21 protein-coding genes are annotated in these 26,011 nt (G+C 70.1%); 8 read left to right on the top strand and 13 right to left on the bottom strand.

Features of this window, described 5'->3' with window-relative positions:
- Positions 1-124: 124 nt before the first annotated feature.
- The 6 genes from ABZZ20_RS07520 to ABZZ20_RS07495 form a co-directional block, all read right to left on the bottom strand.
- Positions 125-1,528, bottom strand: coding sequence for an 8-oxoguanine deaminase (locus ABZZ20_RS07520; protein ID WP_356867775.1), 1,404 nt, complete (start codon positions 1,526-1,528; stop codon positions 125-127).
- Positions 1,529-1,716: 188 nt separating this feature from the next.
- Complete coding sequence (gene pucL / locus ABZZ20_RS07515; protein WP_356867773.1) at positions 1,717-2,640, bottom strand: factor-independent urate hydroxylase; 924 nt, start codon at positions 2,638-2,640, stop codon at positions 1,717-1,719.
- Between the two features lie 5 nt (positions 2,641-2,645).
- Positions 2,646-3,038 (bottom strand): hydroxyisourate hydrolase, encoded by a 393-nt coding sequence (uraH, locus tag ABZZ20_RS07510; RefSeq protein ID WP_356867771.1) that lies wholly within the window; start codon positions 3,036-3,038, stop codon positions 2,646-2,648.
- A gap of 2 nt (positions 3,039-3,040) precedes the next feature.
- The gene (gene uraD, locus ABZZ20_RS07505) at positions 3,041-3,556 is read right to left on the bottom strand and encodes a 2-oxo-4-hydroxy-4-carboxy-5-ureidoimidazoline decarboxylase (protein WP_356867769.1); all 516 of its coding nucleotides are present in this window, start codon (positions 3,554-3,556) and stop codon (positions 3,041-3,043) included.
- 154 nt (positions 3,557-3,710) lie between these two features.
- Positions 3,711-4,094, bottom strand: coding sequence for a helix-turn-helix domain-containing protein (locus tag ABZZ20_RS07500; RefSeq protein ID WP_356867767.1), 384 nt, complete (start codon positions 4,092-4,094; stop codon positions 3,711-3,713).
- Positions 4,091-4,342 carry a thiamine-binding protein gene (locus ABZZ20_RS07495; protein WP_356867765.1) on the bottom strand — a complete coding sequence of 84 codons (252 nt, stop codon included), beginning with the start codon at positions 4,340-4,342 and terminating at the stop codon, positions 4,091-4,093. Before ABZZ20_RS07495 ends, ABZZ20_RS07500 begins: the two co-directional genes overlap by 4 nt.
- A 126-nt stretch (positions 4,343-4,468) precedes the next feature.
- Between ABZZ20_RS07495 and ABZZ20_RS07490 the strand changes: the two genes are divergently transcribed.
- The 4 genes from ABZZ20_RS07490 to ABZZ20_RS07475 all read left to right on the top strand — a co-directional run bounded on the left by ABZZ20_RS07490 (position 4,469) and on the right by ABZZ20_RS07475 (position 8,736).
- The gene (locus tag ABZZ20_RS07490) at positions 4,469-5,302 is read left to right on the top strand and encodes a TIM barrel protein (RefSeq protein WP_356867763.1); all 834 of its coding nucleotides are present in this window, start codon (positions 4,469-4,471) and stop codon (positions 5,300-5,302) included.
- A 75-nt stretch (positions 5,303-5,377) separates the two neighbouring features.
- Complete coding sequence (locus tag ABZZ20_RS07485) at positions 5,378-6,268, top strand: 2-hydroxy-3-oxopropionate reductase (protein ID WP_356867761.1); 891 nt, start codon at positions 5,378-5,380, stop codon at positions 6,266-6,268.
- 230 nt (positions 6,269-6,498) lie between these two features.
- Positions 6,499-7,956, top strand: a complete 1,458-nt coding sequence (locus ABZZ20_RS07480) for a catalase (RefSeq protein ID WP_356867990.1) — start codon at positions 6,499-6,501, stop codon at positions 7,954-7,956.
- A gap of 378 nt (positions 7,957-8,334) precedes the next feature.
- Positions 8,335-8,736: a hypothetical protein gene (locus tag ABZZ20_RS07475; protein ID WP_356867759.1), complete on the top strand. Its 402-nt coding sequence runs from the start codon at positions 8,335-8,337 to the stop codon at positions 8,734-8,736.
- 392 nt (positions 8,737-9,128) lie between these two features.
- Here the strand turns inward: ABZZ20_RS07475 and gcl are convergent, their stop codons facing one another.
- Entirely contained in the window at positions 9,129-10,907 is a 1,779-nt protein-coding gene (gcl, locus tag ABZZ20_RS07470) for a glyoxylate carboligase (protein ID WP_356867988.1), read from the bottom strand.
- 275 nt (positions 10,908-11,182) lie between these two features.
- On the opposite strand from gcl, the gene ABZZ20_RS07465 reads away from it, so the two are divergent.
- Positions 11,183-12,076: a hypothetical protein gene (locus ABZZ20_RS07465; RefSeq protein WP_356867758.1), complete on the top strand. Its 894-nt coding sequence runs from the start codon at positions 11,183-11,185 to the stop codon at positions 12,074-12,076.
- A 178-nt stretch (positions 12,077-12,254) separates the two neighbouring features.
- Positions 12,255-12,743: a glutathione peroxidase gene (locus tag ABZZ20_RS07460; RefSeq protein ID WP_356867756.1), complete on the top strand. Its 489-nt coding sequence runs from the start codon at positions 12,255-12,257 to the stop codon at positions 12,741-12,743.
- 115 nt (positions 12,744-12,858) lie between these two features.
- Here the strand turns inward: ABZZ20_RS07460 and ABZZ20_RS07455 are convergent, their stop codons facing one another.
- Positions 12,859-14,565 (bottom strand): AMP-binding protein, encoded by a 1,707-nt coding sequence (locus tag ABZZ20_RS07455; protein ID WP_356867754.1) that lies wholly within the window; start codon positions 14,563-14,565, stop codon positions 12,859-12,861.
- Positions 14,566-14,610: 45 nt separating this feature from the next.
- Complete coding sequence (locus ABZZ20_RS07450) at positions 14,611-15,816, bottom strand: winged helix DNA-binding domain-containing protein (RefSeq protein ID WP_356867752.1); 1,206 nt, start codon at positions 15,814-15,816, stop codon at positions 14,611-14,613.
- Positions 15,817-15,955: 139 nt separating this feature from the next.
- Here ABZZ20_RS07450 and ABZZ20_RS07445 point away from each other — a divergent pair, with 139 nt between their 5' ends.
- Positions 15,956-17,119 carry a magnesium and cobalt transport protein CorA gene (locus ABZZ20_RS07445; protein ID WP_356867750.1) on the top strand — a complete coding sequence of 388 codons (1,164 nt, stop codon included), beginning with the start codon at positions 15,956-15,958 and terminating at the stop codon, positions 17,117-17,119.
- A 68-nt stretch (positions 17,120-17,187) separates the two neighbouring features.
- Here the strand turns inward: ABZZ20_RS07445 and ABZZ20_RS07440 are convergent, their stop codons facing one another.
- The 4 genes from ABZZ20_RS07440 to ABZZ20_RS07425 form a co-directional block, all read right to left on the bottom strand.
- Entirely contained in the window at positions 17,188-18,471 is a 1,284-nt protein-coding gene (locus tag ABZZ20_RS07440) for an NAD(P)/FAD-dependent oxidoreductase (protein ID WP_356867748.1), read from the bottom strand.
- 171 nt (positions 18,472-18,642) lie between these two features.
- Positions 18,643-19,413: a DUF6801 domain-containing protein gene (locus ABZZ20_RS07435; protein ID WP_356867747.1), complete on the bottom strand. Its 771-nt coding sequence runs from the start codon at positions 19,411-19,413 to the stop codon at positions 18,643-18,645.
- 226 nt (positions 19,414-19,639) lie between these two features.
- Positions 19,640-22,585 (bottom strand): trypsin-like peptidase domain-containing protein, encoded by a 2,946-nt coding sequence (locus ABZZ20_RS07430; protein ID WP_356867745.1) that lies wholly within the window; start codon positions 22,583-22,585, stop codon positions 19,640-19,642.
- A complete protein-coding gene (locus tag ABZZ20_RS07425; protein ID WP_356867743.1) occupies positions 22,582-22,881 on the bottom strand; it encodes a trypco2 family protein in 300 nt (99 codons plus the stop codon). Before ABZZ20_RS07425 ends, ABZZ20_RS07430 begins: the two co-directional genes overlap by 4 nt.
- A 118-nt stretch (positions 22,882-22,999) precedes the next feature.
- Between ABZZ20_RS07425 and ABZZ20_RS07420 the strand changes: the two genes are divergently transcribed.
- The gene (locus tag ABZZ20_RS07420) at positions 23,000-25,891 is read left to right on the top strand and encodes a BTAD domain-containing putative transcriptional regulator (protein WP_356867741.1); all 2,892 of its coding nucleotides are present in this window, start codon (positions 23,000-23,002) and stop codon (positions 25,889-25,891) included.
- Positions 25,892-26,011 lie beyond the last annotated feature (120 nt).

The raw sequence follows: 26,011 nt of genomic DNA, 5'->3' as shown, positions 1-26,011 counted from the left end.
GAACCTCGGGCGCTTCCCGGGAACGGCTGTCGCGGGCCCCGCTCGGGTCCGCGACCGCCGGCCGGGGGCCGTCCCCCCCCCCGGCCGGACGCCTGGGAGTACCTCCCAGCGATAGCTGGGGAGATCAGGCCTGCGCGGTGATGCGCGCGAGACGCTGGGCCTCTTCCCGCGTGGACACCGCGATGGCGTCCTCGTCGGCGAAGAGCAGCCGGTTGTCCTCGACGATCTGCTTTCCGTTGACCAGCGAGAGCGTGACCGGTGCCGCCGCACCGAAGACCAGCGCGGTGACGGGGTCGGCGATCGAGGAGTGGGCCAGGGTGCTCAGGTTCCACATCACCAGGTCGGCGAGCTTGCCCGGCTCCAGGGACCCGATGTTGTCGGCGCGGCCGAGCACCTGGGCGCCGCCGTACGTACCGAGGCGCAGGGCCTGGCGGGCGTTCAGGGCCCGCTCGCGGTGGACCGGGTTGAGACGGTTGATCAGCAGCGCGTTGCGCAGCTCGGTGTGCAGCTCACCGGACTCGTTGGAGGCGGTGCCGTCCACGCCGAGGCCGACCGGTACACCGGCGGCGAGCATGTCCGGGACGCGGGCGATGCCGGCGGCCAGTCGGGCGTTGGAGGAGGGGCAGTGCGCGACGCCGGTCTTGGTCCGGGCGAACGCGGCGATGTCGGAGTCGTTCATGTGGACGCTGTGCGCCATCCACACGTCCTCGCCGAGCCAGCCGGTCGACTCGAAGTAGTCGGTCGGGCCCATGCCGAACAGTTCCTTGCAGAACTGCTCTTCCTCGACGGTCTCGGAGCCGTGCGTGTGCATGCGCACACCGAGGCGGCGGGCCAGCTCGGCGCCCTGCTTCAGCAGTTCGGTGGAGACCGAGAAGGGGGAGCACGGGGCGACGGCGATCTGGGTCATCGCGTCGAAGGAGTGGTCGTGGTACTTCTTGACGGTCGCCTCGGTATCGGCGAGCGCGCCTTCGAGGGTCTCGACGGCGTGGTCCGGCGGCAGGCCGCCGTCCTTCTCGCTGCGGTCCATGGAACCGCGGGCGAGGGTGAAACGGACGCCCATCTCGGACGCGGCGCGGATGATCGAGCCGGAGAGGTCGCCGGAGCCCTTGGGGAAGACGTAGTGGTGGTCCATGGCGGTGGTGACGCCGCCCTTGGCCATCATCGCCAGGGAACCCTGGGCGGCCGTGTACGTCATCTGCTCGTCGATGCGCGCCCACGTCGGGTACAGCGCGACGAGCCAGTTGAAGAGGTTGTGGTCGGTGGCCAGACCGCGGGTGATCCACTGGTAGAAGTGGTGGTGGGTGTTGACCAGACCCGGGGTGACGAGGTGACCCGTGCCGTCGATGCGTCGGACCACGTTCTCGAGGTTCTCGGGTGCTCTGCCCGCGCCGAGCGACTCGATCTTGTTGCCGGCGACGACCACGTGGCCCGAGGCGTACTCGGTGTCGTTCGCGTCGACTGTCGCGATCGCACAGTTCTCGATGACGGTGCGCGCTACCGCACCGTCATGCGCTGCCGATGCTGCCATGGGACTTCCTCGTGCTTTCAGTGGCGGTGCGGGCACGGCAGAACCCAGGGGATTTGAGTGCCGGAGCCGGGGTCTGACAGCTGACAGTACTGCCGCCCCGTGGGGTGCGTCCGGGTGCCGATTCAGGAAGTTGACGGGTGTCGCGCCGCCCCGGGGCCACTGCGGTGCCCCGGGACGCGCGTACCGCATCAGAGGTTGGTCATGTCCACGGGGATGCGGGCGTCCACGCCGTCCCGCAGGACCGTGGCCTCGATCAGACCGTACGGGCGGTCCGCGGCGAAGTAGACCTCGTTGTCGTTCTTGAGGCCGAAGGGCTCCAGGTCCACGAGGAAGTGGTGCTTGTTCGGGAGCGAGAAGCGGACCTCGTCGATCTCCGAACGGTGGTTGATGATGCGCGAACCCATCTGGTACAGGGTCTGCTGGAGCGAGAGCGAGTAGGTCTCCGCGAAGGCCTGGAGCATGTGCTTCTTGGTCTCGGCGTAGGACTTCTCCCAGTTGGGCATCCGCTGCTCGTCGTCCGACCAGTTGAAGCGCCAGCGGGCCGACACCTGAGTGGCCAGGATGCGGTCGTACGCCTCCTGGAGGGTCGTGTACTTGTCCTTCACGTAGCCCCAGAACTCCGAGTTCGTGGAGTTCATGACGACCAGGTCCTTGAGGCCGGAGATGACCTCCCAGTGCTGGCCGTCGTAGGTGATCTGGGTGAGGCGGGTCTCCATGCCCTTGCGGACGAAGGAGTGGTTGACCTCGTCGGAGCCGATGAACTTGGAGTTGGCGTCCGAGGTGGCGATCCGGTCCCAGGCGTACTCCTCGATCCGGATGCGCGCCTTCTGGATCGGCTCCTGACTGCCGACGAACCAGCGCGCCAGGTGGATGCCGAACTGCTCGGCGGACTCGATGCCGTGCTCCTTGGCGAAGGCGTACACCGTGTTCTTGGTGGTGTCCGTCGGCAGGACGTTGGCGTTCGAGCCGGAGTAGTGCACGTCGTCCATGTCGCCGGAGAGGGCGACCGAGACGTTCAGGTCCTTGATGTGGTGGGTGTCGCCGTCCCGCGTGATCTTGACGACGCGGTTCTCTGCTTTGCCGTACTGGTTCTGGCCGAGAATCGTGGGCATGTCTGCTAGCTCCCTCGGTAAACGGAGTAGCCGAACGGGTTGAGCAGCAGCGGTACGTGGTAGTGCTCGCCCGGGTTCACCGCGAAGGTGATGGTGACCTCGGGGAAGAACGCACCGCTGTCCCTTACGCGGGGGGCGTCCTGCTGCGCCTCGGCTTGCTTCTTCTTCAAGAAGTACGTCTCGGTCTCGAAGTCGAGACGTACGTGGGTGGTGCCCTCCGGCAGCGCCGGCAGGTCCTTGCACCGCCCGTCCGCATCGGTGGCGGAGCTGCCCAGGGCCGTCCACTCTCCGGTCGTGCCCGTACGGGCCGACAGGGAGATGGCGACGCCCTCGGCGGGCTTGCCGATGCTGGTGTCCAGGATGTGCGTGGACACGGACGCGGTGGTTCCGGTGCTCATGCTCACTCTCCTCCTGCGCGTTCTACGAGGCGGGTCAGCCGGATCTTGTTGATCTTGACGAGCTCGCCGCGGGCGATTTCCCGCTCCTGCTCCGGCGAATTGTCGATCCGGACCTTGACCGCGTCCCGCATGAACTCACCGGTCGCACCGGTGGCACAGATGAGGAAGACGTGGCCGAACTTCTCCTGGTAGGCCAGGTTCAGTTCGAGGAGTTCGTTCTTGAGCTCCTCCGAGGCGCCGGCCATGCCGCGCTGCTCGCGGGCGGAGGTCGGGTCGCCCGGCTTCGGCCGGCCGATCGGCGCGTGCCCCGCCATGGCTTCGGCCAGGTCCTCGGCGGCGAGTTCGGCCATGGCGGCCTCGTTCGCGCAGAACAGGGAGTCGGCGGTGGCGAAGGGACGCTGGGCGAGCAGCTTGCTCGCCCAGGCCGAACTGGCACAGACCTCGTGCAGCTCAGCCGTGGCCGCGCCGTCGTCCAAGGCGTTGAACCGGGTGAGACCCGGGGTCGGACTCGAAGTCACGGTAGGCCTCCGTGGCCTGTTGGTGCTTTGACGGGCTGCGCATAGCTAACGCCCTCGACAACACCGCGTCAACACTTTGTTGAAACTTCCCGCACACAAAAGCCGCCGCCCGGACGAAGCGGACGGCGGCTCGTCGCCGCGGGTCGGCTGATCTTCACGCCGGGTTGTTCTTGTTGGGATTTTCCCTGTTCAGGTAGTTGTAGACCGTGAAGCGGCTCACGCCCAGGGCGCCCGCGACCGTCTCCACGCCGTGCCGTACCGAGAAGGCGCCCCGCGCCTCCAGTATCCGTACGACGTCCTGCTTGGACTTCCGGTCGAGCTGGGACAGCGGCACGCCGTGCCGACGCTCCAGCGCCGCCAGGATGTGGTCCAGCGAGTCGGACAGCTGGGGCAGGCGCACGGCCAGCAGGTCCTGACCCTCCCAGGTGAGCACGACGTCGTCGGGCTGCGCCAGGGCCGGATCCATCAGCTCGCCGCCCATCGCATCCACCAGCGGCTTGACCGCGGTGACGAACGGGTGGTCGCGGGGCTCGGTCATGAGCTCTCCTCCCGGATCACGTTGATCTGGAGCGAGACCCGCGTGGCTCCGGACTCCAGCGAGTCGCGCAGCAGCGCGGTCACCGCAGCCAGCACCTCGCCGGCCTCCCCTTCGGCCGTGTTGCCGAACGGGCCGACGTCCACCGCGTCCAGTTGGGCCTTCTGGATGACCTCGCGAGCGGCCACGGCATGGGCAGGGGCCTCTTCGAGGTCGAAGGGCTCGGTCGTGAACTCCACTCTCAATCGCACGCTGGTCAAGCTACCTCCCGGTCAGGTTTTTTCGGCAGTCCGTACTTGACAAGTGCGCCGACCTGCTTGCAGTCTTCCATCAAGCAGAAAGTAACTTCCGCAATACGGAAGGAGCGCACGCCCCTCATGGGATACACGGACCAGCGCTTCGATGTGAACCTTTCGATCCTCTTCACGGAACTCCCGCTTCTGGAGCGTCCCGCGGCTGCCGCCGCGGCGGGCTTCACCGCGGTCGAGCTGTGGTGGCCCTGGATCGAGACCCCCACCCCCGCTCAGGAGGAGCTCGACGCCCTCAAGAAGGCTCTTGAGGACGCCGGCACCCAGCTGGTGGGCCTGAACTTCTACGCCGGTCAGCTGCCGGGCCCGGACCGCGGTGCGGTATCGGTCCCCGGTGAGGAGTCGGACCGCTTCCGCGCCAACATCGACGTGGCCGCGGACTTCGCCGCCTCCGTCGGCTGCAAGGCGCTGAACGCCCTCTACGGCAACCGCGTCGAGGGGGTGGACCCGGCCGTTCAGGACGAGCTCGCCCTGAAGAACCTGGTCGTGGCGGCGCGGGCGGCCGACCGCATCGGCGCGATCCTGCTGATCGAAACCCTCAACGAGCCCGAGTCCCCGCTCTACCCACTGGTGAGCGCGCCCGCCGCGATCGAGGTCGTGGACAAGGTGAACGAGGCCACCGACCTGGGGAACGCCAAGTTCCTGCTCGACCTGTACCACCTGGCGATGAACGACGAGGACCTCAGCGAGGTCATCGGAAAGTACGCCGCCAAGACCGGTCACGTCCAGATCGCGGACAAGCCCGGACGCGGCGCCCCCGGCACCGGCGAGCTGCCCCTGGAGGAGCTGCTCGACCAGCTGAAGAAGGCCGGATACGAGGGCTACGTGGGCCTGGAGTACAAGGCGGCCGACGCCGCCGCGTCCTTCGAGTGGCTGCCGGCACGGGCCCACGCCGCCCGGTAGGCGGACCAAGTCCAGGCGATCCGCCAGGCACGTCCCGAACTTTTCGTACGAAGCATGTGGAGAAGGACCCCCACCATGAGCAACCTCCCCAAGATCGCGTGGATCGGCCTCGGCATCATGGGCTCCCCCATGTCCGAGAACCTGATCAAGGCCGGCTACTCGGTCACCGGCTTCACCCTGGAGCAGGACAAGCTGGACCGGCTGGCCGCCGCCGGCGGCACTGCGGCCGGCTCGATCGCCGAGGCCGTCGAGGACGCCGACGTGATCATCACGATGGTGCCCGCCTCCCCCCAGGTCGAGGCCATCTCCTACGGCGAGGACGGCATCCTGGAGAACGCGAAGTCCGGCGCGCTGATCATCGACATGTCGTCGATCACCCCGCAGACCTCGATCGACCTCGCGAAGAACGCCGCCGCCAAGGGGATCCGCGTCATCGACGCCCCGGTGTCCGGAGGCGAGACCGGCGCCATCGAGGCCGTGCTGTCGATCATGGTGGGCGGCGAGCAGGCCGACTTCGACGAGGCCCTGCCGGTCCTGGAAACCCTCGGCAAGACCATCGTCCTGTGCGGTCCGCACGGCTCCGGCCAGACGGTGAAGGCCGCCAACCAGCTCATCGTCGCGGTGAACATCCAGGCGTGTGCCGAGGCCGTCGTCTTCCTGGAGAAGTCGGGCGTGAACCTCCGGGCCGCCCTGGACGTCCTGGGTGGCGGACTGGCCGGCTCCACCGTCCTGACCCGCAAGAAGGACAACTTCCTCAACCGCGACTTCAAGCCCGGCTTCCGGATCGACCTGCACCACAAGGACATGGGCATCGTCACCGACGCCGCCCGCAACGTCGGTGCGGCCCTCCCGGTCGGCGCGGTCGTCGCCCAGCTGGTCGCCTCGCTGCGCGCCCAGGGCGACGGCGGCCTGGACCACTCGGCCCTGCTCCGCGCGGTCGAGCGCCTCTCCGGCGCCGAGCTCTGACCCCCGCGGCCCGCGCGCCGGGCCGCCCCCTCCCCGCTCGCGGGGACCCGAGTTTCCGGATGGCGCCGGTGCTGACACCTGTCCTGTCGCGCCCAAGCGCCGGCGCCGTCCGGATCACCTCCCACCCTCTTTCTTCAACAAACTGTTGACGCTGCGTCCGGCCGGAAATTAGGCTGTTCCGCATGACGGAATACGCTTTCCGTCAGCAGGTTCCCGTACGGAAGGTCACCATGTCGAAGCGCACGCTGACGACCGAGTCCGGCGCCCCGGTCGCCGACAACCAGAACTCCGCCACCGCCGGCGTCGGTGGCCCGCTCCTGGTCCAGGACCAGCAGCTCCTCGAAAAGCTCGCTCGCTTCAACCGCGAGCGCATCCCGGAGCGCGTGGTGCACGCCCGCGGCTCGGCCGCGTACGGCCACTTCGAGGTGACCGACGACGTCACCGCGTACACCAGCGCGGCGTTCCTGAACACGGTCGGCAAGAAGACCGAGACCTTCCTGCGGTTCTCCACCGTCGCCGACTCGCTCGGCGGCGCCGACGCCGTCCGCGACCCCCGCGGCTTCGCGCTGAAGTTCTACACCGAAGAGGGCAACTACGACCTCGTCGGCAACAACACCCCCGTGTTCTTCATCAAGGACCCGATCAAGTTCCCCGACTTCATCCACTCCCAGAAGCGCGACCCCTTCACGGGCAAGCAGGAGCCGGACAACGTCTGGGACTTCTGGGCGCACGCCCCCGAGGCGACGCACCAGATCACCTGGCTGATGGGCGACCGCGGCATCCCGGCCTCCTACCGTCACATGAACGGCTACGGCTCCCACACGTACCAGTGGACCAACGCCCAGGGCGAGGCCTTCTTCGTCAAGTACCACTTCAAGACGAACCAGGGCATCCGCTGCCTCTCCGGCGAGCAGGCCGCCGAGCTCGTCGGCAAGGACGCCAACTCGCACCAGACCGACCTGCTGCAGGCGATCGAGCGCGGTGTCCACCCGAGCTGGACCCTGTACGTCCAGATCATGCCGGCCGCCGAGGCCGCCGACTACCGCTTCAACCCGTTCGACCTCACCAAGGTGTGGCCGCACAGCGACTACCCGCTCCAGCGGGTGGGCCGGCTGGTCCTCGACCGCAACCCGGACAACGTCTTCGCCGAGGTCGAGCAGGCCGCCTTCTCCCCGAACAACTTCGTCCCGGGCATCACCGCCTCGCCGGACAAGATGCTGCAGGGCCGCCTCTTCGCGTACGCCGACGCCCAGCGCTACCGCCTCGGCGTGAACCACACCCTGCTGCCGGTCAACGCACCGAAGGCGACGAGGGCCGAGAACTACGGCCGCGACGGCGTCATGGCGCTGCGCAACGGCTCGCGCCACGACAAGAACTACGAGCCCAACTCGTACCGGGGCCCGGTCGAGACCGGTCTCGCGTTCGGCGCCCCGAAGGCCGTCTCCGGTTACACGGGCACCCACGAGGCACCGGCCCACACCAAGGACGACGACTTCTTCCAGGCCGGTGAGCTCTACCGACTGATGTCGGAGGCCGAGAAGGAGCGTCTGGTGGCGAACATCGCCGGCGGCCTGTCCCAGGTCACCCTGGAAGAGGTCATCGAGAAGAACCTGGCTCACTTCCACGCCGCGGACGCCGATTACGGCCAGCGCGTCGAGGAGGCCGTCCGCGCCCTGCGCGACGCCTGAGCCGCAGAGCCGCACCGGGGACCTGGCGGGAGGTCGGGTCCCGGGTGTCGAGCCCGAACCGCGGACCCGGATGAGGGGTGGTGCGCGGCGAGGGCAGACTGCGCCGGCCGCTGGCCGGCGCTGCGTGAGGACCGTGGCGAGCGTGCGAGCCAGTGCGGTGGTCATGGGTTCCGAGGCCCGTCTCTCGACCTGAGGGAGACGATGCCGAAGTCCCCGTCGCCGCCCGCCACGGTCCCAGCCGTTCCTTGCGTACGGGGCTTCGCACAAGGCCCCCTATATATAAGGACAGCAACTCCGCCCGGCGATGCGAACGTCCTGTTGCGCCAGCCTCGCACCGTCGGGCGGTCACACCCGAAGCGCCGAGTCACGGACGGTCCCGTGACTCGGCGCTTCGTCGTGCCGATCGCCGGGACCGCGGGCCGCAGGCCGCGGGCCGCACCAGAGGGGCTCCTTGACGATGGCCCAAACGGTGCGGGGACGGCTGCGGGTGCCGTCTACGTCGCCCAACGCGACGAACTGCTGCGCCTGATGCTCGACGCGGTGATCGCGACGGTGCCGCTGCCCCCGTCGTCCGCGACGGCCCCCGGGGACTGGCGCACCCGGCTGACCGATTTGATCACCGATGTGGTCCACGCCCTCAACGCCCACCCCGGCATCGGCCGGGTCGCGCTCGGCTCCATCCCGACGACACCCGCCTGGCTCGACCCTTCGACCGGATCCTCGGCCTGCTGCTCGCCGGCGGCGTCGAACGCCCACGCGCCGCGTGGGGCTGCGACCTGATTGCCCTGCACATCGGCGCCGTCACCTACCAGGTCTCCGTCGCGGCCCCGGCCCCGGCCCCGGCTCCGGCTCCGGCTCCGGCTCCGGCTCCGGCTCCGGCTCCGACGCACTACAGGACGCTTTGGAACGCCGTCACGCCCAGGTCTCCATCGAGGAGCGGCCCGCCGAACTGGACCCGGCCCGCCATCCCCAACTCGCGGCGAGTGCGGTCGAGTTGGCTGCCGGTCCGGCCTCCGCCCGGCTCGCCCTCGGCATCGAGGTGCTGATCAGCGGTCTGGCAACCGTCCGGTGCCAGGCCGCGGTAGCGTGCGGCGGCGGCCCGTACGAGGCAGCAGAACGGCCCTCGTCCCTCCGCGCGGAGGGACGAGGGCCGTTCTGCACTACCGAACCGCTCAGACGGACAGCGGGCGGATCGCGGTGGGAGCATGGCCGGGCTCGGTCGCGAGCTCCTCGAACTCGGTGACGTTGCTCATGTCGACCGTCTTGCTCATCGAGATGTTGGTGACGCGCTCCAGGATGGCCTCGACGACCACCGGGACGCTGTACTCGGCGGCGAGCTTCTTGGCCTCCTCGAAGGCGGCCCCCAGCTCGTTCGGGTCGGTGACGCGGATCGCCTTGCAGCCGAGGCCCTCGACCACCTTGATGTGGTCGACGCCGTAGACGCCCAGTTCCGGCGCGTTGATGTTCTCGAACTCCAGGTTGACCTGGAAGTTGATGTCGAGGCCGATCTGCGCCTGCCGGATCAGGCCCAGGTAGGCGTTGTTCACCAGGACGTGGACGTACGGGATCTTGTGCTGCGCACCGACCGCCAGCTCCTCCAGCATGAACTGGAAGTCGTAGTCGCCGGAGAGGGCGACGACCGGGGTCTCGGGGTCGGCGGTGGCGACGCCCAGTGCGGCCGGAATGGTCCAGCCGAGCGGGCCGGCCTGGCCGCAGTTGATCCAGTGGCGCGGCTTGAAGACGTGCAGCATCTGCGCGCCGGCGATCTGGGAGAGGCCGATGGTGGTGACGTAGCGCGTCTGAGGGCCGAAGGCCTTGTTCATCTCCTCGTAGACGCGCTGCGGCTTGATCGGGATGTCGTCGAAGTGGGTACGGCGCTGGAGGGTGCTCTTGCGCTCCAGGTGGGAGGCGACCCAGCTGCTGAAGTCCGGCAGCTTGCCCTCAGCCTTGAGCTCCTTGGCCACCTCGACGAAGAGCTTCAGCGCAGCCTTGGCGTCGGAGGCGATGCCGTAGTCCGGCGCGAAGATCTTGCCGATCTGGGTGGGCTCGATGTCGACGTGGACGAACGTGCGGTCGCCGAGGTAGGCGTCCAGGTTGTAACCGGTGTGGCGGTTGGCCCAGCGGTTGCCGATACCGAGGACGAAGTCCGACTCCAGGAAGGTCGCGTTGCCGTAGCGGTGCGAGGTCTGGACACCGACCATGCCGGCGCTCAGCTCGTGGTCGTCGGGGATGGTGCCCCAACCCATCAGGGTGGAGATGACCGGGACGCCGGTCAGCTCGGCGAACTCGACGAGCAGGTCGCAGGCGTCGGCGTTGATGATGCCGCCACCGGCGACGATCAGCGGACGCTCGGACTCCAGCAAGAACCGGATGGCCTTCTCGGCCTGGGCGCGGGTCGCCTGCGGCTTGTAGACCGGCAGCGGCTCGTAGGTCTCCGGGTCGAACTCGATCTCGGTCAGCTGGACGTCGATCGGCAGGTCGATGAGGACCGGGCCGGGGCGGCCGGAGCGCATCAGGTGGAAGGCCTGCTGGAAGACGCCCGGGACCTGGGCGGCTTCGAGGACCGTGGTCGCGGCCTTGGTGACCGGCTTGGCGATCGAGGCGATGTCGACGGCCTGGAAGTCCTCCTTGTGGAGCTTCGCGACCGGAGCCTGACCGGTGACGCACAGGATCGGGATGGAGTCCGCGATGGCCGAGTACAGCCCGGTGATCATGTCGGTGCCGGCGGGGCCGGAAGTACCGATGCAGACACCGATGTTGCCCGGGGCGGTGCGGGTGTAGCCCTCCGCCATGTGGGAGGCGCCCTCGACGTGGCGGGCGAGGGTGTGCCTGATGCCACCGACGTTCTTGAGCTCGCGGTAGAACGGGTTGATCGCAGCGCCGGGCACGCCGAACGCTTGCGACACACCCTCGCGCTTGAGGATCTCCACTGCAGCGGCGGCGGCTGTCATACGAGGCATCGAGTTCTCCTGCGGGTCTGGCGGTCAGACTGTTCCGGCTGTTTCCGTAATCCGGAAGTTTTGTTCTGCTATACGGAACAAGCTAGGGGGCGCGTCCCTGCGCGTCAAGAAGCTCCCGAACTCCGGAACCCACCAAAAGCCGCGTCTCGCTCAAGCGACTTGTACGAACGACCGGGAGTCGGCGGGAAATCGAGGACCCCGCCCGCCGCCGGTAGCAGCTGGTGGAGCATGGACCCACGCACAGCGACGAAAGGGGTCCAGGACTCATGGCGGAAGCGGTACCGGTGCGCTGCCCGGCGTGCCTGCGCGAGAACGACTACGCCGCCCCGGTCTTCCCGTGTGCTTGCGGGAGCCCGGTGAACCCTCCACTGGACCTGTCGGCACCACCCCTGCCGCTGACGCACCGCACCTGGTCGGAAGGCTGGGTCGCCGTACGGTGCACGATCTGCCGGCGGGTGAGCGAGTGGCCGCACCCCGAGCTGGGCTGCGTCTCGTGCGGCACGGTGGTCCGGATTCCGGTGCATCCGGTCGAGCCCGCCGAGCCGCCGGTCCCGCCGTCGGGCCCGATGGGGTCGATGGGGGCGATGGGGGCGATGGGGTCAGCGCCCCAGTTCGGTGTACCGGACTCCGCGGCGCCGCGCTCCGACGGACGCGGGCCCCTTGCACACGGGCCCCACGTACGCGGGGAGGCAGGACACGCCGCGGATGGGCGCCGGGATGCGGCCGGTGGGGCCAACCCGCGGGCGGCGGCTCCCCGACGGCCCGCGTTCCGCCCGGTGACCATCCGTACCGCCCGGGACGCGGTGGCCACGGCCGCGCTGTACCTGCGGTGGCTCGGCTTCCAGGACGTTCGCCTGCCGGACACCCGGCCCGTACCCTCGGCGGCCGTGGACCTGCGGGCGCCGGGGTTGGTCGCCCAGGTGGACCCGACCACCGCGCCGGCCGGGCTGCGGGCGGTGGAGTGCGTCTGGCTGAACGGGCTCACGGCGTCCGCGACCAGCGTCTACTTCGCGCTCGCCGGATACACGCAGGACGCCCGCTCCCGCGCGGACGAACTGGGGATACCGCTGTTCGTCATGGATCTCACGGGCATGCCGCAGCCGCTCAACGACCCGGCGGACGAGCTGGTGGGCGCGGGAGCACAAGGATCGGAAGCGTAGGACTCGGGCCCGCGGGGCGGGGCTGCCGGGCCCACCGCCCGGGTCAGGGCAGGTCGTTCGGGCCCCGGGGCAGGCCGTAGGCTCGGAACCGATACCCGTATCCGTATACGTATCCGTGTCCGTTTCGGCGTATCCGCGCCCGTGTTCGTGTCCGCCCTTCCCTGCCGAGGAGAGCCCGATGAGCCTGTACGACATCCCGCTGACCACCCTGTCCGACGAGCCCACCAGCCTGGCGGCCCACAAGGGCAAGGTGATCCTGCTGGTCAACACCGCCTCGCAGTGCGGGCTCACCCCGCAGTACTCGGGTCTGGCCCGGCTGCAGTTCGCGTACGAGGCGAAGGGCTTCACCGTCATCGGCGTGCCCTGCAACCAGTTCGGCGGGCAGGAACCCGGCAACGCCGAGGACATCCAGACCTTCTGCGCGACCGGTTTCGGCGTGACCTTCCCGATCCTGGAGAAGTCCGAGGTCAACGGCGAGAACCGGCACCCGCTGTACCAGGAGCTGGTGAAGACCCCGGACGCGGAAGGCGAGGCGGGGGACATCCAGTGGAACTTCGAGAAGTTCCTGATCTCCCCGGCCGGCGAGGTCGTGGCGCGCTTCCGTCCGAGCGTCGAGCCCGAGTCCCCGGAGATCATCGCCGCCATCGAGGCGCAGCTTCCGGCGTAGCCGAGGCCTGGGGGGGCGAGGGCGGAGAGGCGGGGGCGGAGAGGCGAGAGGCGGCCCGACCCGTGCGGTCGAGCCGCCTCGCCTGCTCGCCCGGAGCAGGGGCGGAGTCAGCCGGTCAGCCGAGCTCGGCCTCGTCGTACTCCGCCCGGGAGCCGGCCGCAGTGAGCTCCCGCAGCTCCACCCGTCGGATCTTGCCGGACACGGTCTTCGGGAGCTCCGCGAACTCGATGCGGCGGATCCGCTTGTACGGGGAGAGCACCGCGCGGGAGTGCTCGAACAGCGCCCGGGCGGTCTCGGGCCCGGGCTCCCAGCCGGCGGCGAGCGCGATGTACGCCTTCGGTACGGCCAGCCGGAGCGGGTCGGGGGCCGGGACGACGGCGGCCTCGGCGACGGCCTCGTGCTCCAGTAGGGCGCTCTCCAGCTCGAACGGGCTGATCTTGTAGTCGGAGGCCTTGAAGACGTCGTCGGAGCGCCCGACGTACGTGAGGTACCCGGCCTCGTCGCGGGCGGCGATGTCGCCGGTGCGGTAGAGGCCGTTCGCCATGGCCTCGGCGGTGCGCTGCGGGTCGTCCCGGTAGCCGGTCATCACCCCGGCGGGCCGGGTGCGCAGGTCCACGCAGAGCTCGCCCTCGTCGGGGGACTCCTTGCCGGAGACCGGATCGAGGAGCACGATCTCGTACCCGGGCGCCGGCCGTCCCATCGAGCCGGGCTTGACGGGGGCTCCGGGGAAGTTCCCGATCTGGAGGGTGGTCTCGGTCTGGCCGAAGCCGTCGCGGATGGTGACGCCCCAGGCCTCCCGGACCTTCTCGATGACCTCGGGGTTGAGCGGCTCGCCGGCGGCGACGGCCTCACGCGGAGGGGTGCGGAGTGTGGTGAGGTCGGACTGGATCAGCATCCGCCACACGGTGGGCGGGGCGCAGAAGGTGCTCACGCCGTGCCGGTCCATCTCCGCCATCAGCCGCTCGGCGTCGAAGCGGGTGTAGTTGTGCACGAACACGGTGGCGCCCGCGTTCCAGGGTGCGAAGAGGTTCGACCAGGCGTGCTTGGCCCAACCGGGCGAGGCGATGTTGAGGTGGACGTCGCCGGGGCGCAGCCCGAGCCAGTACATGGTGGAGAGGTGCCCGATCGGGTACGAGGCGTGCGTGTGCTCGACAAGCTTGGGCCGGGTGGTGGTACCGGAGGTGAAGTACAGCATCAGCGGGTCGGTGGCCAGGGTCTCGCCGTCCGGGGCGAAATGACAGTCGGCCGCGTACATGTCGTCGAGTCGACGCCATCCGGTGGGTACGTCGGGCCCGGCGGCGATCCGGGTGTAGGTGCCCGGCACCCCGTCGAACTTGCCGGTGTCCTCGGCGCGCACGATGACATGGCGTACGTGACCGCGCTCGATGCGGTCGCGCAGGTCCGCGGCGCCGAGCAACGGGGTGGCGGGGATGACGACGGCGCGCAGCTTCATCGCGCCGAGCATGACCTCCCACAGCTCTCGCTGGTTGCCGAGCATGACCAGGACCCGGTCGCCGGGAGCGACGCCCTGGTCGCGCAGCCAGTTGGCGGCGGAGTCCGACCGTACGGCCAGCTCGGCGAACGAGACGGACTGGCTGGTGCCGTCCTCCTCGACGATGCGCAGGGCGTCGGCGTCATTGCCGGTTGCGATGTGGTCGAACCAGTCAAGGGCCCAGTTGAAGCGCTCGGGCCGCGGCCAGGTGAATCCGGCGCGTGCGGCTTCGTAGTCCCCGCGGCGGTCGAGCAGGAAGTCCCGTGCGGCCAGGAACTCGGCGGTGGCGCCGGTGTTCCGGAAGGCGTTCTCGGCGGTGTTGTGCGTCATGGGAGGCATCGTGCCGTGTCGCCCCCGCGGCCCACCAGAGCGGCGTCAGTCGCGGATTGACCCGAACCGTACCGAGCCCCGACCGGCCGCGCTGCTCGCCCCTTCCGTCCCGGCCGTCCTGCTCGCCCCTTCCGTCCCGGCCGTCCCGGTCGCTCCGGCCGTCCCGGTCGCCTTGTCCGACTCGGTCATCTCCGCGATCAACCGCTCCCCCTCGGCGACGATTTCGTCCTTCAGCGCCTTCGAGGCCCTCCCGAAGAGCTCGACGGTGAGCCGCCGATCCGGCTCCAGCCGCCACAGCCCCGCGAGGAAGCCGTCCACGAGGAGGGTGCAGTAGGCCTGGTTCCCCGCCCAGCTGCGCCCCTTGAGCTCGGGGGGCACCACGCGCGTGCGGTCCGCGTGGGAAAGCAGCAGGTTGTCGAACTCCGGGAGGAACCGGGGTGGAGCCGGGGTGTCGGCGTCCGGCCGGGGCGCGTCGAGCAGGTCGAACAGCTCGACGCCGTTCTCGTCCCGGAAGGCGAGCAGTTCCGGGCGCAGCCGCTCGAAGACCTCGCGCAGTCGGGTCAGCCCGGCCCAGACCTGCATGTCCTTCACGGAAGCCGGGCCGAAGGCTCGCAGGTAACGCCGTACGACCTCGTCCACGACCTGCGGCTGCGGCCGCTGCCCGGCCGCCCTCCCTAGCCACTGGTCCACGGTGGTGAGCCGCACCTGCCCGCTGCGCCCCCACACCCCGCGCGGCGTGACCTGTACGAGCGGCAGCCGGCACCGCGCGGCGACGGCCAGGGCCTGCGGATCGGCCTCGGGCCACTGGGTGAGCAGCTCCTCGCGGATCTCGCCCATGGTCCGCGGCACGGCCTCGACGAACGCCCGGGCGCGCTGACCGAGCCGTTCCAGGTCCACGCCGACGAGGCCCTTGCGGAAGGCGGTGACCTCCCGGTCCCGGGCGCCCTGGACCAACGGCCTCAGGGTGAGCGCGTCGTCAGCGGTGTGGGTGTGGATGGTGGAACGCATGGTGACCATCCGGAGCACCTGCCGGGACTCCATCAGTCCCGCGAGTTCGGCGGGCCGGAATCCGGCGAGCCGCGCGTGCAGCTGGAAGTACGGCGGCTTCACGTTCTGCGCCTGTAGGCCGAGGAGGTGTGCGACGGCGTCCTGCGCGGACATCTCGGCACGGCTCAGGAGCAGCTGGCGGGCGAGCGTGGCACGGTTCAGTGAGCGGGTATCGAGTACGGGATGCGTCGTCCGGGAGGCCATGGCAGCAAAACTAGCCCGCATTGCGGACACCTTCTGTCCGCAACGCGAGCCGAGGTGGCGGCCGTGCGGGAGGGTCACGTTTCCCCCTATATCCTGCCTCTTGCCCGTAAACACACGTTCGACCGGGAGCTGACCTGCGATGTCGGAGCGCCCAGACCGCCGCCCCTCGCCGTCCGCGAAGCGCACCGGATGGCGCCGCCCCACGCCCCCGCCCGCCACGCCCCCCGCCTCCCCGCCGTCCGCCGCGAAGCCCACGGCGGCGCCGGCCACTCCCCCGAACCACCGCAGCGTGATCGACTCCGCCGTCTACCGCGACGGCCGGCGCATCGCTTCCCCCGCGACTCTCGCGGAGACCTTCCGCCAGCTGCGGGAACAGCCCGACGGCATGGCCTGGATCGGCCTGCACCGCCCTAGCGAGACGGAACTCCATTCCCTGGCCGCCGAGTTCAACCTCCACGAGCTCGCCGTCGAGGACGCCCTGGAAGCCCACCAGCGCCCCAAGCTGGAGCGCTACGGCCACACCCTCTTCGTCGTCCTGCGCGCCGCGCGCTACCTCGACGCCCTGGAGGAGGTCGAGTTCGGCGAGCTCCACATCTTCGTCGGCCCGGACTTCCTGATCACGGTCCGCCACGGCGCCGCCCCGGACCTCTCAGCCGTCCGCCGCCGCATGGAGGAGACCCCGGAACTCCTCTCCCTCGGCCCGGAGGCCGTCCTCTACGCGATCCTCGACGCGGTGGTCGACGGCTACGTCCCGGTCGTCGAGGGCGTCCAGAACGACATGGACGAGATCGAGACGGAGGTCTTCCGCGGCGACCCGGAGGTCTCCCGCCGCATCTACGAACTCTCCCGCGAAATGGTGGAGTTCCAGCGTGCCACCCGCCCCCTGGTCGGCATGCTCCACGGCCTGATGGCCGGCTTCGCGAAGTACGGCACGGACGAGGAACTCCAACGCTACCTCCGCGACGTGGCCGACCACGTCACCCACACCAGCGAGCGCGTGGACGGCTTCCGCCAAGCCCTGACCGAAATCCTGACGGTCAACGCCACCCTGGTCTCCCAACAACAGAACGCCGAAATGCGCGCCCTGGCCGAAGCCGGCTTCGAACAGAACGAGGAAATCAAGAAGATCTCCTCCTGGGCGGCAATCTTGTTTGCACCCACACTCGTGGGAACCATCTACGGCATGAACTTCGAGACCATGCCCGAACTGCACTGGGCCGCGGGCTACCCCTTCGCGATCCTCCTGATGGCCGTAGTGTGTACGAGCCTGTACGTCATCTTCAAGAAGCGCGACTGGCTGTAGGCGAGAGGGCGCGACCGCCTTCGGCGCAGCCCATTTGGTGAGAGGGAGTCACGTGGGAGGGGAGTCGGTCATGGCTCTGGGTGTGTCCGGAACACGGTTGACGTAGCCGACCCGCGGTGCTTGATGTTGACGGCCGACGCCTTGGCCAGGGCCACGGGGTTCAAGAAGCGCAGCGGACCGATCAGGCGGGATGCGAACAGATACATGTGCCGCGCCATCGACTCATCGCGCGCTGCCGCCGAGAACATCAGCCGCTCCCCGGGATTGAACGGACGGGCCTTGGCGTAGTCGACGGCCAGGAACTGCTGGCCACGCAGCCGGCGTCGGTGTCTGCGTGCGTACACCGCGAGCGACCGGTCGAGGTCGCCCCGGCCGGTCGCGGTCGGGGCGACCGCCTCCGCCAGCCATTGCGCGGACTGCAGAGCCCAGCCGCATCCCACTCCCCACAGGGGATCGCCGGTCAGGGCGGCGTCGCCGATCAACGCGACGCCCGGCGCGGTCGGCTCGCGGCTGATGAGCGGGTAGTTGACAGTGCCGATGATCTTGGTGATGCGCTCGGCTGAGTCGATGGGCGGTGCCTCGGGCAGGGCACGGACGAATGAGAGGAAGCTGCCCTCCAGGTCTTCCCGGAAGGCCGGCAGCCGTTTCTTGTCCGGGAGCACCGCGAGGACGGTCACCCCGCCGTCGTTCGGAAACGCGTACGCCATGTCGGGCTCGAGGAACCAGGTCTGACCGATCCCGCCGTGCAGCGGAAGGTTGCGGTAGTGCGCGAGGTAGCCGAACCGCGCGTTCTCGTACTGCCGGGCAGGAACCTCGGCGAACTTCGCCACGGCCGAGTCCTTGCCATCAGCGCCGACCACCAGGCGCGCCCGGATCTCACGCTCGCCCTGTGGCGTCGACGCGCGCACCCCCAAGGTTCGCCCGGCTTCCCGGACCAGCCCGGTCACATGATGACCGAGGAGCAGATCGACGCCGGGCGTCTCCGCCGCACGGGACCTGATCAACGGGTCGAGGGTGCTGCGCCGAACGTTGTACGCGTACGGCAGCTCGGGGCCCGCCGGCGCCGCCCTCGGCTCGATCCATCCCCAGCGGGTGTACCAGCGGGCCTCGTTGCGGACGGCTCCGGCCTTCTCGAGAGCGGGGACGAGGCCGAGCTCGTCCAGAACCGGGTACGCGTTGGCCGTGAGGGAGTGGGTGCACAGCACCTTGTACGCGTCGGGGTCCGAGCGGCGTTCCAGCAGTGCGACGCGGACGCCGCGTCGGGCGAGCAGAATCGCCGCGGCGCTGCCGGCGAGGCCGGCTCCGCTGATGACGACGTCGTAGTCGTATCCCGCGCTCTCGGGCTTGGTCATGCGCTGATCGCTTCCCTTCGGGTGTGGTGCCGTTCGTGGGAGTGGCGCAGTGCCCACTGCAGTCAGGAGCATGACCAGGTGTCAAGGGTTTGCGGATCGGGTGGTGATCGCCCGGCGGGGGTTCCTGCGCCTGCCGATCTGCTCCGGACGTGAATCCGCCCGGTCGCCCGGTCAGGGCGCGGCGGCATCGCCGGCCCCGTCATCAGCACGGGTTCGGCGTGCGGCGAAGAGAGTGCCCGCACCGGCAGCCAGCAGCACGCCCGCGCCGCCGAGCAGCCACAGGTCGGGGTCGGCTCCGGTCTCGGGGAGCGCGCCCTGCGGTGTGGACCCGGTGGCGCCTGACGCGGTCCGGTCGGCTGCCGGTGCGCCGGGAGCGGCGGCTGTACCGGCAGTGCCCGTCGCCCCGGACGCGGTCTGGCTCGTGTCCGTCCCGGTCCCGGTGCTGGTCCCGGTAATGCGGAACGACGCCAAGACGTTGTTCTGCCCGGCATCCGGCGTGCACTGCGCGTCGATCTCGCCCGGGTAGACGACGTCGCCGCTCGCGTCCTTCAGGGCGAGATGCGCGACGAGGTCGCCGACGGTGATCCGCGCGCTGCCCGCCCGTCTGAAGGTGAGCGCCGGTGCGGAGCCGGACGCCTCGATGTCGAAGGACCCGGCCGCCGGGATGCCGGCCTTCACGTCGACCGGCACCTTCACCCGGCTGTCCCCCTCCGGGGCCGCCACCCGGGCCTGCGCCTCCACCGTGCCCTCGACGGTCGTCACACCGATCGTGCCCAGTACCTTCGCAGCGTCCGCGGGCACCGGCACGACAGCGTTGACGGGAAAGGTCGGGGTGGGCTTTCCGACCTCGGCCGACTCAGGGACGTCCGAGTGGATCCGCACCGTGACGGGCAGGTTCCCGATCAACCCGGTCGAGCACGTGTACCGCAGTGTGAGCGACACCGGGTCCGCGGCAGCGGGTCCGGTTCCTGAGAGTCCCAGCACCCCGCCCGCAACCGCTGCAACCGTCGCCAGTCGAAGCGGGCTGCGTGGCACCGGAACGCGCCGGACGGCACGGGCCGTCCGGCGCCCTTCGTGCGGGTGCTGGGTGTGCTTGCCAGTTCTCATGCTGACCCCCATCAGGGTGTTTTGATCTCTCGGAGGAATACGCAGTGCAGTGATGTGCCGGTCACGGCCGGTCCGGCCCGTCACCGGCCCGGCCCGGCCGGGTCCGCCGATGCCGGCCCGGCGAGCCGATGCCGACGCCGGTGGGCACAGGACCGGCCGCTGTCGGGTCTGCGTCGCCCGCGGTACACGACGCAGCGGGAGTCGGCGGGCCGCTGTTGCGGCTCGCCAGAAAGTCCCGGGTCAGGTGATCTTGGAGTTGAGCGTGCCGGAACTGATAGACCGCGCCGGCCTGGCGCAGTACATCCCGCTCGCACGCGTCGTCGAGGAAGGCGACCAGCCGCCAGGGCAACTGCCCCGTGAGCGGCAGCCAGATGCGCGCGAGGGCCACCCACTGGCCCCAAGCGGTGAAGGCGAGTCCGTACGCGAGTCCGCCCGCGAAGGCAGCTTCGGCCCCGAACGCGAGCCCCTCCAGGAGTCCCCACACGGGCCCGGCCGTGAATGCGTTGGCGCATCCGGCTCCCGCCCCGAACACGAGCGCCCACACCAGCAAATGGAAGACCACGTTCCTGCGGTCTTGGCCGAGCAGCTCCGAGGAACTGACACCGGATCTGATGTCGACGGGAACTTCCAGCCAGGCCATGAGCCCGAACACCGACCCGACCCCGAGCCCGAGCCCGGGTACGAACACGAGGCCCCCAACGAGCCCGCCGTCCAGGCCGTCCCCGAGCCCCAGGGACTCGACCACGACCCTGTCCAGGAACAAGAGCACGAGCGCGGCCAGGACCCCGCACGCGAGCCCCAGCCGGAACCTGGGGAGGACCCCCGTACGCCTGCGCCCGGTCCTGCCGAAGACCTGGATGCGGACGCGCGACGGCTCTGCCGCGCCCTGCGACACGAATCCGTACACGAGCCCGAAGAACAGTCCGTTCACGAGCGCGTGCAGGAGCCCGACCACGAGCCCCCGCACGAGCGCGAACCTGAGCCCGAACGATGTCGCGATCAAGTCCGCGGGAACGTTCCCGACGGCGGTCGTCACCCCGAGGGCCAGTGCGGCCAGGAATCCGATCACGAGCATGCGCGAGGAACGGCTCATCGTGGTGCCCAGCTGCCACCAGGCGAGGTCACGTGCCGGGACGCCCGTGCCCGCCCTGCCGAGACGGTCCAGGTGCGCGGCAAGGTAGCCGAGCCACTGCTGCGCACGGTCGGGGTTCCAGTCCTGCCGCCGACGACGGACGCTGCCGCCGTCGGTTGGCGAGGGCTCGTAGGCGGCCGGGGTGAACGCGGCCAGGAGATGCCTCTGCAGCGCCTCCGGGGAAGCGAACGTGGCGGTGTCCAGGAGCCGTACGGGGTCGGACCCGGGGGCGTCGCTGTAGACGGCACGGGCCATGGCGACCATCAGCGGGGTGATGAGCACCTTGGCCACGTTCTCCGCGCCCGGGCTGCGCCGTTGCCTGCGCAGCTCGTCCAGGACGGGTTCCCATACGGTGCTGCGCATACCGCCGTCCGTACCCGGACGGCTGGTGAGGGGCAGGTAGCGGGCGACGTCGTCCAAGGTCAGGTCGTCCAGCTCGACCACGGCGGCCTTCGGGAACGGGCGGGCCTCCACGGCCTCGGCGTACTCCCGGGGCCGGCTGGTGAGGAGCAGCGGGATGGTGGTGCGGTCGAGCTCTTTGAGTGCTGCACGCTGCAGGCCGCCGGCGATCTCGTCGAACCCGTCCATGACGGGCAGGATCCAGCCGGTGTCGACCAGCGCGCCGGCCAGATTCCCTCCGTGTGCGGCAGGACCGGCGAGGCCGTGGTCGCGCACCAGTTGGTGGCACATCCAGTCGCGCAGGGAGACGGTGGTCGGGTCCCATGATCCCAGGCTGAAGATCACCGGTACCGGCTCGTCCGGCGTACGGGCGCCCAGCCAGTCGAGGACGAAGCGCAGGGTCAGGATCGTCTTGCCCGCCCCGGCTGCACCGAGCACCACCAGCCGACGGGACGGGATGCACCGGTACACCTCCACGATCCGGTCGATGCGGCCGGCCAGTGCGAGCGGCGCCGGATCCGCCCCGGGTGGTGCGTTGCGGATCTTGGCCCAGTGATCGAGCAGGCGCGGGTCGGCATTCCGGAAGCGCACCGGCAGCGGGAACGGGTCGTGCACACGCCGCCTCCGCTCCTCCTTCCGCCATTGTCCGGCCACCCTGGAGGCGAGCAGCCCGGCCGCCTCCCGCAGCTCCGGCGCACCGGGGAGCGGCGTCGTGCGGGGAAGCTCCTCCAGTCGGCCAGGATGCGACGGCAACCCGATCAACGAGCTCAGTTCGCCGATCTCCTGCGGAGTCACCTGTCGGTACCAGCGGTCCACCGGGCTCGCCGCGAGGGTGCTGAGCCCGTCGGAGCGGTAGTGCTTGGTGATGACGCCGATCACGTACCCGCCACTCCACACCGGGGCGCCCGACATGCCCTCCCAAGGCGAACGGCCCCGCTCGGGGTCGTGCTCCGGGGAAGACTTCAGGGTTATCTCCAAACTGCCCTCACGCTGGTTCGACAACGGGGTGGTCTCACCGCGCGCGTGGTGGGAATCCCGGTACGACACGGCCGCACCGCCGTCCGGCGACGCGGGCCCGGCACGCAGTCTGAACCTCGGGAACCCCAGCGCTTCGCACTCCACCGGCTTCGATACACGGGCGAACCGCACCGGCGGAACCTCAGCAGCGGCCGGGCTGCCCGCGCCCGAGCCGCGGACGGCTGGGTCCTCGATGGCGATCAGCGCGACGTCCGAGGCGGAGTTCACCCAGAACGGCTTGCCCTGCAACTCCCGCGTACCGCCGTCCTCGGTGAGAAAACGCACCTGCACCGTCGCCGCGCCGCACACCACGTGCGCGGCCGTGAGCACCACGTTCCCGGCCACCTGGTAACCCGACCCGCGCCCTCCGGCGCCCGCGCCGCACGTGGTGATGACCTGGACCGCCCGCCGCCGGTCGAGCCCGTCCGGCTCCGCCGCCCCGCCCACAACGACGCTCACTGCTCGTGTGCGTCAGCGCGGCCGGAGATGAACGGCGGTGTGTCCGCCCCCGCCAAGGCCGGCTGCAGCGCCAGTGAGATGCGCTGGGCCGAGACGGCGCTCACCGCCGCCTCCGCACCGGACTCCACCACCCAGAACCGCACTTTCGCCCCCGCCTGCCCGGACCGCTCCAGCGCGACCGACAGCTCCAACTCGATCGGTCCCAGCTCGAAGCGCAGCGCCTCGCCCTCCGCCGCGGCGACCGCCCGGCCCAGCTCCTCCCGTAGATCCCTGATCACGCTCGTCAACTCGATCACACCGTGCCCCTTGCGCTCCCTGGCTTCTCAGCCGTTCTCCGTCGCATCTCTGCAACCATGACCGGACACGCTGCAGAGCAGATGAAATTCCGATGATGTGCGAAAGCGGGGCTCCTCCATGGACAGCGAACCTCCCGAGCAGCTCCGGATCGCGGTGCTCGGGCCGTTACGGGCGTGCCGGGCCGGAGCACCGCTGGATCTGGGGCCCGTCAAACGGCAGGCCGTGCTGGCCGCGTTGCTGCTCCGACGGGGGGCCGTGGTGAGCCATGAGCAGCTGATGTACGGAGTGTGGGGGGCGGAGCCACCCGCATCCGGCCACAAAGTGCTGGCCAGTCACGTCAACCCGCTGCGCCGGGCGCTCGACGCAGACGGCACCCGCCATACGGAGTCGGTGATCCGCAGTGGAAAGGGCTGGTACCGCTTCGCCGTCGACGGGGTCCGGCTCGATGTGGCGGACCTGACCGAGCGGGGCGTTGAGGCGCGGCGCACGAAGGCGTCCGGCGAGCTGGCCAGGGCTGTCGACCAACTGTCCTCGGCCCTCGCACTGTTCCGGGGCGAGCCCCTGGCCGGCCTGCCGGGTGTGTTCGCGCAGGCCGAGCGGGAGCGGCTGTTGGAGCGCCAGCGAGGGCTCCGGCTGGACAAACTCGAGTGCCTGGTCCTGCTCGGCCGGTTCGGTGATGCCCTGGACGACCTCACGGTCCTCTCCCCCTCCGACCGGTACGACGAGTCGCTCCTGGCACTGCGGATGCGGGCCCTGTACGGCTGTGAACGCCAGGCGGAAGCGCTGAACGCCTATCAGGGCATGCGCGTACGACTGCGTGACGAGCTCGGCGTCGATCCGGGGGGAGAGCTCCACCGGCTGTACGAAGCGGTGCTGCGCCGCGACGACGAACACCTGCTCGGTCCGGTCGCTGCGCACTCCGCCGCGCATCCCGCCCGGCCCCGGACCCGCCGCACCGTCAATGAACTGCCGGGCGACGCCGGGCAACTCGTCGGCCGGGAGGCCGAGCTCGCTCAGCTGACCGAGGCTTACGCACCCGGATCCGTGTCGATCGTGACGGTGGACGGTACGGCCGGTGTCGGCAAGACCGCGCTCGTCGTACGCGCGGCCCGTGAGCTCAGCGACCGGTACCCGGACGGCAGCCTGTTCGCTGACCTGCGCGCGCACAGCACGCAGCGGCGGCAGACCCCCGAGCAGGCACTGCAGCGCCTGCTGCGCTCCCTGGGCGCAGCCAAAGGCGAGTTGCCGAGCGACCTCGAAGAACTCACCGCCGCATGGCGCGCGGCGACCAGCCCGCTGCGGCTGCTCCTGGTACTGGACGACGTCCTGGACGCCGACCAGGTGCGACCGCTGCTGCCCGCAGGAGCGGGAAGCAGGGTGCTGGTGGCCGGCCGCCGACGGCTGCCCGAACTGGACGCGGACCGGCGGGTCACCCTGGAGCCGCTGAGGAGCGGGGGTGCGGTGCTGCTGCTCACGCACATCATCGGAGAGGAGCGCGCGAGCCGCGAGCCGGAGGCGACGCGTCAGCTGGTCGCGCTGTGCGACGGGCTGCCGCTGGCACTGCGCATCGCCGGGTCGCGGCTGCAGAACCGCGGCACCTGGACGGTGGAGTACCTGGTGGGCCGCATGACGGGCGACGAACGCCGACTCGGTGAACTGAGCATCGGGGACCGCAGCGTCGAGGCGGCCTTCCGGCTGTCGTACGACCAGCTCGCACCCGACCAGCAGCTCGGATTCCGCGCCCTGGGCCAGGCACCGACGGTCGAGTTCGATGTGCTGGCGCCGGCGGCCATGCTCGGCCGGCCGCCCCATGACACCGAGCAGGTCCTGGAAAGCCTGGTCGACGCGAACCTTCTGCAACAGCCGCGTCCGGGCCGCTACCGATTGCACGATCTGGTGCGCGTGCACGCACGGCGCCTCGCGGAAGCCCTTCCCGCCGAGGCCGCCGACACACGCACGGCCGCCCTGCGCCTCTACCTGGACGCCGCCCGGATCGCCAGTGACTGGGGCCTCGCCACCGGTTTCCCCACTGGACCCCAACCCTCCGGAGCACCGTTCGCGAACTGGAAGGACGCGGAGATCTGGCTGGACGCGGCCGGTGGAGAGCTCGCCGACGTCGTCGGGCACGCCGTAGGTCTCGGCGAGGTCGACTACGCGTGCTGGATCGCCGAGGCGCTGGTCGACTACTTCACGCGGCAGGGCCGCTACCACGAGTGTCAGACCGCTCTCGAGATCGCACTCACCCGCGTGGACGAGTCCACCGACCCGCGGATGGCCCTCGCCCTGCGGAACTGCCTCGCCTACACCGGCGTGTACCAACGCCGGTACGCGCAGTCGCGGGCCCTGTTCACCGAGGCGCTCCACCTCAGCCGGCGCGACCGCGACCAGGCCGAGGAGGTCCGGGCCCTCATCGGGCTGGCGTCCGTCGAGGTGAGTGTGGGCGAGGCCGACCAGGCGATCTCCCGTGTCACCGAGGGGCTGGGCCTGTCCCGGCCGCCGCACAACGAGTGGGTTGCCTCGATCGCATTCGTCATCCAAGGCCTCGCCCACCAGTTGCAGCGACGGAACGAGGAGGCGCTGGCCTGCTTCGCCGAGGCCCGTACCCACGCCGACAGGAGCCGCAGACCGCGCCTGCTCGGCAGGGTCCTGAGCTTCGCCGCCGACATCCACCTCCGCCTCGGCCAGTACGCCGAGGCCAAGAGCCTGCTCCGCCAGGCAGTCCACCTGGTCGAGGAGGCCGGGGACGTCTTCCTCTGCGCGCGCGGCCTGACCAGGCTGGGCACGGCAGAGCAGGGCGAGGGTGATCCGGGCGCGGCCGTGGCCCTCCACCACCAGGCCCTGATCCGGCACCAGCTGCTGTCCCCGCTCACCGAACCCGCATACGAATGGCTGGAGATGGACATCCGCTCGCGGCTGGGCCACGCCTACCTGGCGACGGGCCGCATCCAAGAGGCGCTCGGGCAGTTCCAGGCCGTACTCAAGGTGCCGGGCGCCCGTGGGCCGCGCTGACGGCGGGTCGGATAGACCCCGCCCGGCGCCGGAAGCAGAGTTTCACGATCGTCGTCGGCGGCTGCGGCGGCGGCGGCCAGTTTCTGACGCGATTTCATGCAAGACACTTCAGAGTCTCGA

It is taken from the genome of Streptomyces sp. NPDC006430 (assembly GCF_040612395.1).
Lineage (GTDB): Bacteria > Actinomycetota > Actinomycetes > Streptomycetales > Streptomycetaceae > Streptomyces.
This window is presented reverse-complemented; position numbering and strand designations above follow the sequence as displayed.